Raw genomic sequence first — 12,349 nt, 5'->3', positions numbered from 1 at the left:
ATCTTATTTCTCACTAATTATTCATAATTTAACTATCCATAAAGTAAACTTTAAAAAATTTATATAATTATTGTTTATAATTTCAATCAGAAATTATCCCAAGCCGTTATATGAATAGAAAAAATAAGAATAACCTCCCACTTAGACTGCAATATTGAACGATATGACGTATATAAAAGGGATCTAAACCAGCAAATACCCATATATTATTATCAAACAAAGTAACAACAACTTAATTAAATAAATAAAAATATATATATCACACAGCAGTTAATAATTAATTTATTCTAAATAATTCTTTTTCGATATAATGAGATTATATTTGTAGTTTTTTAAAACAAAATAAGAATATCAAAAAAGTTGATTAAACATGCTTAAAAACAAGATATCAAATAAATAATTAAACATATTCATAAAGATATCAAATTTAAAACAGCAACTTAAGCTTGATATAATGCAAACATTATTTTAGTTTAATATCACAATTAAACTTCATATCCTAACCCTAGTTAAATTAATTTAAAAAAACAATCAATTTCATTCTTCCAAGTTAATAATATTAATTAACTAGATTATTGCGAATTAATCTCATGTTTCCTTAAGCAGTTATAATAATATATTTATTTCACCATTTGCCTTAAGTCAAGTAAAAAAATCAACAATTTTCAGACAAAAATTATACTACATTAATGGTCAGATTAAATATAACAACCTCACAACTGATCATTATGTAATATCCTCCATGATGAATAAATGAGTTACATCATTTCAATATGTTACTTTTATTACATATGGGAATGAAAACAAAATGCAATAATGTCATTCAATATTAAAATAAAAACGCCTCAAAATATCACTGAGGCGCTTTATGAAGTCTTATTTTAGGAATTTATTCCAGAAATAACGATGAACAACAGTTAATCAGTCATTATTCCGACTGTTTGCATAAGCAGACCAAATACGACGAACATGAACCGTTATTTCTTCCCTGTCATGATAAAGGTGCTTTGCCTGAATTTGTGCATTGATACCATTCTCTTTTAATTGCAGATTCATTTTCTGCAAATTATGCGCAACTTCTTCATAACGCTTTTTCATGGGCAGTTTGAGATTAAAAATAGCCTCCCGACACCAACCATTAACCAACCAATCAGCCATGAGTTGCGTCACTTTTGCCGGCTTTTCCACCATATCACACACTAGCCAATAAATGTTTTTTACCGAAGGTTGAAACTTAAAACCATCAATTTTGTGATGCCGAACCTGCCCGGTATCCATCAGGCTTTGCGACATAGGACCATTATCCACAGCATGAACCATCATACTGCGTTTCACCAATTGGTAGGTCCAACCACCAGGACATGCACCTAAATCAACAGCATACAGACCACTAGCCAGCCGCTCTTCCCATTCATCATAAGGAATAAAAACATGAAAAGCTTCTTCCAACTTCAGTGTTGAACGACTTGGTGCATCTGAAGGGAACTTCAATCGGGGAATGCCCATATAAAATGGCGAGTTGTTATTACTGTAAGAATAACCAACATAACAGCAACCCGGTGCAATAAAGAAAACATGTATGACGGGACGGCTCGTGTTTTCCTTAATCTGCAAAATTTTTTCCTGACGCATAGCATTACGCAACGGCACAGTAAATTTCCGGCAGAATTTCAACAACTCTTTACTTTCATTAGTATCAGGCACTTCAACCCGTAGTTCGCCCGCACGTTCGATGACACCATGTAACATACCAACAATCGGACTTATCCGATCTTCAGGAGATAAATCTCGTAATAATTCACCCACGACTAGCATTTGGCGGGCAAAAATCAATTCCCGAAAGGGTATCTCACGAATAAGACGATCTGCATCTTCATGCTGATAACACTCAAACAGAACATAACCGCTGTTGTCTTTTACCCGGGCAAAACCGTAAATCTCTTTTTGACCCGCTTTATCGGTGATTTCTGCCGCACACTCTTTTTCAAAACCAGGGCGACAATATAAGGCAATTTTATTCATGGCGAAGCGCCGATTTCCTTAGACGCAAAGCGCCGATTAATACTAAGATCCAGCCAATAAGAAAGCTGCCCCCTCCAACTGGAGTAATATAAGCGAAAAATTTAACCTGCAATAAGGCCATACAATAGAGACTGCCACTAAACAACAAAATGCCTACCGCGAAAAAGACACCACTCCAGTAAAACCAGAGAATAACTTTACGCATCAGCATGGCAGATATAGCCATCATTGCCAGAGTGTGAATACCCTGATATTGCAGACCAAGCTCAATCCAGCCTAGCTGATATTTTTCCATAATCGGAGATAATAAATGCGATCCGATAGCACCAAACGCCACATAGAAAAAACCACTAATGCCAGCAAAGATAAGCATTAAACGACTATTCACTGTTATCTTCCTTTTTCATATTTATACCCTTCATCTTTCAAGCTGCTGCTTTGTTGGCTGCGTTCACTTACCCCAGTCACAGAGTTATCTATGCTCCTGGGGATGCGTTCTCTTGCCGCCGCACTGCAACTTGAAATCTATTGGGTATATACCCTTCATCTTTCAAGCTGCTGCTTTGTTGGCTACGTTCACTTACCCCGGTCACAGAGTTATCTATGCTCCCGGGGATTCGCGCCCTTGCCGTCTCGATCCATCTTGAAATCCATTGGGTATATATCTGAGAACTCTTGTAACCAGAATGACTTATCCTTTCCTTATTCATTGGTAATAAAACCCAATTTCTCCTGCTCACTAGCGGCCTGTGCCAGAACCCATTGCCGGAATGCTGCGATTTTCCCTACCTCAGCCTGACTATCATGACAAACAAGGTAAAATGCATTCTTGCTCACTAACACATCATTAAATGGGCAAACTAAACGCCCGGCATCAATTTCAGTCCGAGCCATGACATTATTTGCCAATGCAACCCCTTGCCCATGAACCGCCGCCTGGATCACCATGGCGCTATGGCTAAATATAGGTCCCTGCTGAACATTTATCTGCTGTTGCATCTCAAGTTGACGTACATAAGCCAGCCAGTCACGGCGAGAAGAATCGTGCAATAATGTATGGCGCGCTAAATCTGCTGGTGTTTTCAGAGGATTCTCCCCAGTTAGTAGCGTAGGAGAACAAACAGGGAGCAAATATTCTGCATAAAGACGATCTGTTCGCAACCCCGGCCAGTTTCCACGGCCATAAAATATAGCAACATCAACATCATCAGCGAGCTTATCTTCTTCTCTGTCTACCGCCTGTATCCTGACATCAATTCCCGGGTAAGCTAAATTAAAGCCAGACAACCTTGGAACCAACCACTGAATAGCAAAGCTGGGTGAAAGACTGACAGTCAAAGCCCCTTTCGCACTTCGAGCTTGAAGTTTACGCGTTGCTTCATTTATAGACGTGAAAATTTCTTTAATATCCAAATAATAACTTTGTCCCTCTTCAGTCAACAATAGTGATCGGTTGCGACGACGAAACAACTTAAGCCCCAGAAAGTCCTCCAAACTTTTCATCTGGTGGCTAACTGCGGCCTGCGTCACAAATAACTCTTCAGCTGCCTTAGTAAAACTCAAATGGCGCGCCGCAGCATCAAAAACCCGCAACGCATTAAGTGGTGGTAAACGTTTGGACATGTGAGCCCTTATTCAATATTAGTGATACCGGTAACTCTTTATATTTATTTATTAGTTTTTGTAATCCGAACCATTATAAATTGTCCATTGAGGATACTCCAGTAAATCCCTATAGTGGCGCCACTTCCCAAGCCGGAACGAAAAGTGAATTAGCAGTAACGCTATGGAACTTTTGGCTTTGTGGTTGTGATGTTGTGTTTGCAAGTTGTCTGGAAAACCAGACTGTGTAGCTTAAGCTACTGTTTTTTCACTTCCTGTACATTTACCCTGTCTGTCCATAGTGATTTTTTAATGCACCGCGGTTGCGGTGCTTTTTTTTGGCATAATTACTGGAACATGGCACTATTATTCGATGTATACCAATAGATTTCAATTTGCAGCGCGGCGGCAAGAGAACGCATCCCCGGGAGCATAGATAACGATGTGACTGGAGTAAGTGAACGTAGCCAACAAAGCAGCAACTTGAAGGATGAAGGGTATAATGACTATCACCGACAGAATAGCCTGATAAACAACAACGAAATCAACTCAAAACAACTATGAAAAAGTTCGAACCAGAACAATTCCGTCGGCAATTTCCTGCCCTACAACAACAGACTGTATTTTTAGACAGTGCGGCAACTGCACTCAAACCACAAGCCATGATAAAAGTAACTCAGGATTATTATCAGTGCAGTAGTGCTACAGTACATCGCAGCCAACATCACGCAGCACAGGAAGCGACATCCCGCTATGAAAATGCCCGCCAACTGGTTGCTGAACTCATCAACACCCCAACACCTGAGAATATTATCTGGACAAAAGGAACTACAGAATCCCTCAATCTGGTTGTTCAGAATTATTTCCGTCCTCGTCTCCAACCCGGAGATGAAATTATAGTTAGTGAACAGGAACACCATTCTAATTTGATCCCTTGGTTAATGCTGGCAGAGCAAATAGGCGCCAAGGTTATTAAATGGCCTTTAGGCAACGGCAAATTACCAGATATAAATACCTTACCTAAACTTCTGAACCAACACAGTCGATTGATAGCCATTAGCCAAATGTCCAACGTGACTGGCGGAGCCGTTGATTTAACTGCAATAACCAAAATAGCGCACCAACACGGTTGCCGGATCGTGGTTGATGGCGCACAAGGCGTTGTTCACAATCCTGTTGACGTTCAGCAAACAGATATCGATTTCTACGCATTTTCAGCTCATAAGCTCTATGGTCCAAATGGCGTTGGCGTACTTTATGGTAAAAGTGAGCTACTTGAAGCCATGTCTCCCTGGCAAGGCGGCGGTAAAATGCTTACTCAGGCATCATTCAGTGGTTTTACACCGGAAGCTGTACCATTCAGATTTGAGGCGGGTACACCAAATGTTGCAGGTGTTATTGGCTTTTCAGCCACACTAGAATGGCTGAAAGATCTTGATATGACCAAAGCTGAAACCCATGCTGTCACTCTCGCTGACTACACCGAAGAACAACTTTCCGCTTTACCCGGGTTTATCAGCTATCGTATTGCTGGTTCCAGCTTGCTGGCTTTTAATTTTGCTGGCATTCATCACGGTGATTTGGCGACTATTTTGGCAGAACAAAATATTGCCTTACGCTCTGGTCAGCACTGCGCTCAACCATTGATCGAGGCTTTAAATATCAGTGGCTGTTTACGGGCATCTTTTATGCCTTACAACAATCAGCAGGATGCCGATTCTTTAGTTCAGGCGGTAAAATTCGGCCTTTCTCTACTACAAGATGAATAATATATGACACAACCCACTAAAGGATTAACCGCACCACACCCATTCGGTCAAAAAATTAACCAGCAACAGCTAACCGAAACCTTTAACCAATGCCGCCAATGGGAAGATCGCTATCGCCAGTTAATCTTACTGGCGAAGAAACTACCAGCACTGTCTGACAACTTGAAACAACAGGACATCGAAATATCAGGCTGTGAAAACCGAGTTTGGTTAGGATATCAATTAATGCCAAATGGCTATTTGCACTTTTATGGTGACAGCGAGGGCCGCATTGTAAAAGGTCTGCTAGCCGTAATCCTAACCGCCGTAGAAGGAAAAACACCGAAACAAGTTTCGGAAACTAACTTGCTGGCGTTGTTCCACCAGCTTGGACTAGAACAACAGTTAAGTGGTTCACGGTTGAACGGCGTAAAATCGCTGATTCATACCGTGCAAAACGCCGCAAAACATTACACCAAAGATTAAAGTTCACCCCGGCGTTGAGCTTTAGCCACCATCTTTTTCAATGCATGGGAAACCGCAACAAACCCGAACGTCGCCGTGACCATCGTCGCGGCACCAAAACCGGAAGCACAATCCATGCGTTTAGTCCCTTCCGCCGTACTTTTCGCGGCACAAACAGAACCATCACCTTGCGGATAAACCAATTGCTCAGTTGAAAACACACAATCAATTCCCAACTTGCCTTTACCATTCTTCACAATGTGATAATCAGATTTCAGCCGTTCCCGCAACTTAGCTGCTAACGGGTCCTGAATAGTTTTCGCTAAATCAACAACCTGAATTTGTGTAGGATCAAGTTGCCCACCTGCACCACCTGTTGTTACCAAAGGAATTTTATGGCGACGACAATAAGCCAACAAAGCTGCTTTCGGCCTGACACTATCAATAGCATCAACCACATAACTGAACCCGGCAGACATGATTTCCTCAACGTTATCCGGTGAGAGAAAATCATCAATACAAGTCACTTTACACTCAGGGTTAATTGCCAGAATACGTTCTGCAATCACTTCCGTTTTTGGTTGCCCAATATGCTGCTTTAAAGCGTGTAATTGGCGGTTGGTATTCGTAATGCATACATCATCCATATCAATCAAGGTAATCGCGCCTATTCCGGTACGAGCCAAAGCCTCAGCAGCCCAGGAACCCACACCACCGATACCCACCACACAAATATGGGAATGAAAAAATAAAGAGAGCGCTTTTTGACCATATAAACGGGCAGTCCCCGCAAAACGCTGCATATATGCATCAGAAAGAGAAGTTTGCATCACTGAATATCAATCCTGAAAACCTGTTATAAAATCCATGGAGAGGCATTACTGATTGACCATCAGCATAGCCGGTTGCTCTTTTTTCAGCACCCAAACTCGACCATAGTGGTTATAAAACCCGGCCATCATACCAGCCTCACGACCAATACCATGATAAATATCGAAGTGATGACCTTTTATTGCACCGCCGACATCCAATGCAATCATCAGACGCATCTGGTACTGACCGGTAAATTTACCTTGTTCATCCAACAAAGGTACCTCTGCCAACAATGTTGTTCCTGGTGGAATAAGTGTTTTGTCTGAAGCCACAGAGGCTTTTGCAATCAGAGGAACAGCACTCGCTCCCCGCACCGAGGCATAAACTTCAGGTTTAAAAAAGACAAACGAAGGATTTTGCTCTAGCAGCTCACGAACTTCTGCCTCGCTATGAGATTCAATCCATCTACGAATCGACAGTATAGATATATCTTCCTGCGCAATTTCTCCGCGCTCAATCAGCAGTTTGCCAATACTGCGGTAAACCTGCCCATTCTTACCTGCATACCCCAAAAAGGTCAGCGGCCCACCATCACCAAAATCAACATAACCACTGCCCTGTACTTCCATAAGATAATTATCAATCAGCGAACGACTGTAACCAATAATCAAATTAGGGCTGAGGGCACCATTATATATCTCAGCTCGACTTGGTAAATGGTATCTGCCTTTAGGCGGCATACGGTACAGAGGATATTTAAATTCACCTTGTTTAACACGGCGAGCTTGTAATATCGGCGTATAGTAACCCGTGAACTGGACATTACCGTAATTATCCACACCTTCCATCTGATAAGCATGTAGATTAAACAGATTCAATTTACTGGTTTCACCACCTGCTAACATCCAGTTCTGGACCGCATCAAAAGTTGAGCTATTATTCTTATACAGACGAGGTGCAGACTGATTAATAAGCGCAACCTGCTCTGAAAAGTCTTTAGCATTAACCGGCCTCCCCTGAGCATTAGGTTGATTCACGAGCCGTAAATCCTCAGTAATATGACCATCTTTATATTGTTGGCCCAGATCTGTTGGATGAGAATGACATCCAACCAGCAGTGAAATCATGACCCCACCCAGAAGATGCTTACTCCAAAGTCTCATTATTGCTCTCTCTTACCAACATTGCTCAGCGGCAAACAATATCAAACCAACAAAAATAATGAAACTTACCATAAAAAAATAACGTCACGGGACAATGACACAAACGAACAAAAATACGCCAATATGTGGGGTAACTAATCAAAAACGTAACGAAACAAACAATAATTAATAAAAAAACTTGCAACGGATCTCATCCTGAGTATAGTGCCCGCATCGGACGCGGGGTGGAGCAGCTTGGTAGCTCGTCGGGCTCATAACCCGAAGGTCGTCGGTTCAAATCCGGCCCCCGCAACCAATACAATGAAATAGTTCGATATAACAGTTCGATATTTGTGAATAAGAACCTATTCCAGCAAGCATTATCGATGCAGGAAAATACCAGAAAGGTTCTAACGGACGCGGGATGGAGCAGCTTGGTAGCTCGTCGGGCTCATAACCCGAAGGTCGTCGGTTCAAATCCGGCTCCCGCAACCAATTTTTCGCAACTAAAAATACTCAAACGGACGCGGGGTGGAGCAGCTTGGTAGCTCGTCGGGCTCATAACCCGAAGGTCGTCGGTTCAAATCCGGCCCCCGCAACCAATTCTTTGTGCGTTTCAGCATATACATTCCAAAAACAATTCATCTATGCTTTTATCCCCATCATATCCGCACTCAGTTTAAATGGCGGATATTTCACCGCCGAACCAAATCACCGCCATTCTTGAAATAAGCTTTGATACCCGCAAAAATTGACTCTGCTACCTGTTGCTGGAAACGCGCAGTTTTCAGTTTTCGTTCCTCTTCCAGGTTACTAATAAACGCAGTCTCCACCAGAATGGATGGGATATCCGGGGCTTTAAGTACCGCGAATCCTGCCTGATCTACCCGGTTTTTATGCAATTTATTCACGTTGCCCATGCGCCTGAGCACTTCACTGCCAAATTTAAGGCTGTCGTTGATTGTCGCGGTCTGTAGCAAATCAAACATGGTATGATCCAGATACTTATCGCCGCTTTTACTTACCCCACCAATCTGGTCAGCCTCGTTTTGAGTCTGGGCTAAAAAACGTGCAGTATTACTGGTCGCACCTTTAGTAGAAAGTGCAAAAACCGAAGAGCCGCGTGCCGCCCGGTTAGTAAAGGCATCAGCGTGAATAGAAACGAACAAATCAGCCCTCATCTTACGTGCCTTTGCCACCCGAACTTTTAGCGGAATAAACACATCTTCATTACGGGTCATATAAACTTTCATATTCGGCTCACGCTGAATAATACTTTTCAATCGACGGGCAATTTGTAGAACAACGTCTTTTTCTCGGGTTTTATATTTACCAATAGCACCGGGATCTTCCCCTCCATGCCCGGGATCAAGCATAATAACAATCGGCCTGTCCTTACCTGCTTTGCCGGATTTTGGTATTTTCGCCGGTAAATCCTCAGCCAAATTACCTCTATTGTACTCCTCAAGCAGAGCAAGTAGTGGATCATCATCGGTATTCGCTCCCGTTGCCGGATAAATATCCAATACCAGACGATGTTTAAATTCCGCCACTGGTTTCAACGTAAACATATGCGGGCTGACCAGTTGTTTAACCTCAAACACCAAACGAACAGTTTTAGGATCAAATTGCCCTGCCCTAACCAATTTAAGATAAGGATCACGGGACTGAATCTGTTCTCCCATCCCTTTTAAGGCGTGATTCAACTGCACACCTTCAAGATCAACAACAATTCTGTTTGGATTTTTCAGCATAAACTGGCGATATTTGAGTGAAATATTAGACTCAAGCGTTACACGGGTATAACTGGATGCAGGCCAAATACGTACAGCAATAATTTTTGATGACGCGGCGTAACCTACTTGGCTGACACTAAGCAACCACATTGCTGCGGCTCCCTGCAACAAGCGACGTCGTGACAGATTATGATCTGAATGACTCATCTACTATTTTATTCCATTCATAAAATACAAATATTCAGGGTAATATTCACCAAGAGAAACAGCCAAGTGAAAAACTCTAACCAATCAACATTATGCTGTCATCAACAAAAAGCATTTTATATGCTGCAAATTATTAACGTCCACATCTATATCACAATGCTTTTATCTTAATTGCCTCTTGCCATTCCTCTTCAAAAAGAATAAAAATACATAAATTTCGAATAAAAATTCAATCGAGAGCCTGTTATGAAAGAACGAAGCACCGAATTAGTTGAGGGATTTCGCCACTCGGTTCCGTACATCAATGCACACCGTGGCAAAACTTTTATTATCATGCTTAGCGGAGAAGCGATTGCTCATGAAAACTTCCCGAATATCATCAACGATATCGGATTACTGCATAGTTTAGGTATCCGTCTGATTGTTGTTTATGGCGCCAGACCGCAAATTGAACAAAATATTGCAGACCACCATTACGAACCGGCTTATCACAAACACACCCGTGTTACTGATAATAAAACATTAGAATTCGTCAAACAGTCTGCTGGTTTAGTGCAACTGGATATCACCGCACGTCTTTCCATGAGCCTGAATAATACCCCATTACAAGGAGCAAATATTAATGTTGTGAGCGGTAACTTTATTATAGCTCAACCTCTAGGCGTTGATGATGGTATCGATTATTGCCACAGCGGCAGAATTCGTCGCATTGATGAAAACGCAATCAACCTTCAGTTAGACCATGGCGTAATAGTGCTGATTGGCCCTGTTGCGGTTTCTGTCACTGGAGAGAGTTTTAATCTGCCATCAGAAGAAATTGCTACTCAGTTAGCTATCAAGCTACGGGCTGAAAAACTGATTGGCTTCTGTTCTTCTCAAGGTGTGCAGGACAAAGATGGACAAATTCTATCTGAAATTTTTCTTAATCAAGCACAAGAATACATTGAAGAATTGACACTCCAGGGGGACTACTATTCAAGTACAACCCGTTTTTTACGAAGTGCAGTGAAAGCTTGCCGTGGTGGTGTTCGCCGCAGCCACTTATTAAGCTATCAGGCAGATGGTGCTCTGGTTCAGGAATTATTCTCCCGTGATGGTATTGGCACCCAAATAGTCATGGAGAGTGCGGAACAAATACGCAGGGCTAATATTAATGATATTGGTGGCATTCTCGAACTTATCCGCCCACTGGAACAACAAGGGATTTTGGTTCGCCGTTCAAGAGAACAACTTGAGAGAGAAATTGATAAATTCACCATTATCGAACGCGACAACCTGACTATCGCCTGTGCTGCACTTTACCCCTATCCTGATGAAAAAATCGGGGAAATGGCTTGCTTAGCCGTTCATCCCAAATATCGAAGTTCTTTAAGAGGTGAAGCTCTATTAAATCGCATCTCAGAGCATGCCCAGCAATTTGGACTAGAAAAACTTTTCGTCCTGACTACCCGCAGTATCCATTGGTTTCAGGAACGGGGTTTTGAGCCGGCAGAAATCTCAATGCTACCGATTGAGAAGCAAGCACTATACAACTACCAGCGCCGTTCAAAAATCCTTATGTTAAGTTTGGAACCACAGCAATAAACGTATTTATGCCGCAAGGTTTACATTGCCCTTAATTCAGCGGTAATGATATTAAACCTACGGCATCCTACCGCTGACTTAGTCTGTTAATTCAGTGAATAATCGAAGAAATAAATAGTGTCCACTTAAATTATGAAGTGCACCCCAAAAGTTAGACATTTTTCCTATCGAAAGACAGAAGTCCTCATATAGGGCGCTTACATTTAAACGGCGCTATTCACCTAGTTATGAGACCCGCGATAACCATCACGGGCCTTGTTACCGATCAGTGCCAGTTGGCTGCCAGCACAGGTTGCAGCCGCTGTTGCTCGACATCACCGAGCATGGCCGTCGCCGGCGCTGGGGGCGCGAAGGCAGCCATAGCCTGGACAAGGTGTTCGACATCACTATCCATCAACCGATAACCATCACCCGCCATGATGCTACCGGCTCGTTCGGTAGGACTGGCATACCCATTATGCAGCGTGACCTCCTGCTTGCTGCCAATGACCGAAATTTGCAGATCCTGTCCTTCATGCTGGAACCACAGACGTTCAGGGCTGATGTCCTTTCCAAACACCAAGTTCCCCATCTCACCATTAAACGCCAAATCGTTGTCCCCATGCCCGATAACGTTGCTACCATGACCTAACGTGATATCGGCAAAACGGCCCATCACATTCACCTTATTGTCACCGTTGCCGGCAACTATTTTGCTCTCCATCGCTTCCACATTGATAAGGGGAATGCTCACTGGCTTCCTCGGGGGAATACTCATCGGCTTCAGGTCGATAGAGGGAAGCGGTAAAGGCTTATCAACATCAAGGGGGGCGACAATGGGTGTCAATGAGCCCGGTACAGTCACCGTCGGTTTATCGGAAGATGGCGTCACCACCGGCCCAACCGTTGGCACCAAATCCGGCCCCGGCTCCGCAAAGAGGAAATCGGCTGCATCGACCTGCGAAATATCTAGGGTATCGAGATATAGCAGCTTCACCTTTGAATCAGTACCGCTGACCCCATTAAAGGTAACGTCAACGCCATGAATTTG

At 42.7% G+C, this 12,349-nt stretch carries 9 protein-coding genes, 3 tRNA genes and 1 pseudogene; 6 read left to right on the top strand and 7 right to left on the bottom strand.

The window, feature by feature from the left end; genetic code table 11:
• Window positions 1-921: 921 nt before the first annotated feature.
• The 3 genes from rlmM to AM629_RS19410 all read right to left on the bottom strand — a co-directional run bounded on the left by rlmM (window position 922) and on the right by AM629_RS19410 (window position 3,645).
• The gene (rlmM, locus tag AM629_RS19425; protein WP_054481221.1) at window positions 922-2,022 is read right to left on the bottom strand and encodes a 23S rRNA (cytidine(2498)-2'-O)-methyltransferase RlmM; all 1,101 of its coding nucleotides are present in this window, start codon (window positions 2,020-2,022) and stop codon (window positions 922-924) included.
• Entirely contained in the window at window positions 2,015-2,410 is a 396-nt protein-coding gene (locus AM629_RS19420) for a DUF423 domain-containing protein (protein WP_054481220.1), read from the bottom strand. The genes rlmM and AM629_RS19420 overlap by 8 nt, the downstream gene beginning before the upstream one ends.
• 314 nt (window positions 2,411-2,724) lie before the next feature.
• Window positions 2,725-3,645, bottom strand: coding sequence for a transcriptional regulator GcvA (locus tag AM629_RS19410; RefSeq protein WP_054481217.1), 921 nt, complete (start codon window positions 3,643-3,645; stop codon window positions 2,725-2,727).
• A 539-nt stretch (window positions 3,646-4,184) separates the two neighbouring features.
• Here AM629_RS19410 and csdA point away from each other — a divergent pair.
• Both csdA and csdE read left to right on the top strand, forming a co-directional pair.
• Window positions 4,185-5,393: a cysteine desulfurase CsdA gene (csdA, locus tag AM629_RS19405; protein WP_054481215.1), complete on the top strand. Its 1,209-nt coding sequence runs from the start codon at window positions 4,185-4,187 to the stop codon at window positions 5,391-5,393.
• Between the two features lie 3 nt (window positions 5,394-5,396).
• Entirely contained in the window at window positions 5,397-5,858 is a 462-nt protein-coding gene (gene csdE / locus AM629_RS19400; protein WP_054481214.1) for a cysteine desulfurase sulfur acceptor subunit CsdE, read from the top strand.
• Here csdE and tcdA read toward each other — a convergent pair.
• Both tcdA and mltA read right to left on the bottom strand, forming a co-directional pair.
• The gene (gene tcdA / locus AM629_RS19395) at window positions 5,855-6,667 is read right to left on the bottom strand and encodes a tRNA cyclic N6-threonylcarbamoyladenosine(37) synthase TcdA (RefSeq protein WP_054481212.1); all 813 of its coding nucleotides are present in this window, start codon (window positions 6,665-6,667) and stop codon (window positions 5,855-5,857) included. The two genes, csdE and tcdA, sit on opposite strands and share 4 nt — an antisense overlap.
• 48 nt (window positions 6,668-6,715) lie before the next feature.
• Window positions 6,716-7,813, bottom strand: coding sequence for a murein transglycosylase A (gene mltA / locus AM629_RS19390; RefSeq protein ID WP_054481209.1), 1,098 nt, complete (start codon window positions 7,811-7,813; stop codon window positions 6,716-6,718).
• A 218-nt stretch (window positions 7,814-8,031) separates the two neighbouring features.
• Between mltA and AM629_RS19385 the strand changes: the two genes are divergently transcribed.
• The 3 genes from AM629_RS19385 to AM629_RS19375 all read left to right on the top strand — a co-directional run bounded on the left by AM629_RS19385 (window position 8,032) and on the right by AM629_RS19375 (window position 8,394).
• Window positions 8,032-8,108: transfer RNA gene (locus tag AM629_RS19385), tRNA-Met, on the top strand.
• Window positions 8,109-8,210: 102 nt separating this feature from the next.
• Window positions 8,211-8,287 (top strand) — tRNA-Met (locus tag AM629_RS19380).
• 30 nt (window positions 8,288-8,317) lie between these two features.
• Window positions 8,318-8,394, top strand: a tRNA-Met gene (locus AM629_RS19375).
• Between the two features lie 93 nt (window positions 8,395-8,487).
• On the opposite strand, the gene amiC is transcribed toward AM629_RS19375, so the two are convergent.
• Window positions 8,488-9,735, bottom strand: a complete 1,248-nt coding sequence (gene amiC, locus AM629_RS19370) for an N-acetylmuramoyl-L-alanine amidase AmiC (protein ID WP_054481208.1) — start codon at window positions 9,733-9,735, stop codon at window positions 8,488-8,490.
• Between the two features lie 246 nt (window positions 9,736-9,981).
• On the opposite strand from amiC, the gene argA reads away from it, so the two are divergent.
• Entirely contained in the window at window positions 9,982-11,319 is a 1,338-nt protein-coding gene (gene argA, locus AM629_RS19365) for an amino-acid N-acetyltransferase (protein WP_054481206.1), read from the top strand.
• A 265-nt stretch (window positions 11,320-11,584) separates the two neighbouring features.
• On the opposite strand, the pseudogene AM629_RS19360 reads toward argA, so the two are convergent.
• Window positions 11,585-12,349: pseudogene (locus tag AM629_RS19360) on the bottom strand (S8 family serine peptidase); the annotation flags it as partial.

This window comes from Photorhabdus heterorhabditis (assembly GCF_001280945.1).
Classification (GTDB): Bacteria; Pseudomonadota; Gammaproteobacteria; order Enterobacterales; family Enterobacteriaceae; genus Photorhabdus; species Photorhabdus heterorhabditis.
The sequence above is the reverse complement of the archived record's forward strand: the minus strand, read 5'-3'. Positions and strand labels throughout refer to the sequence as shown.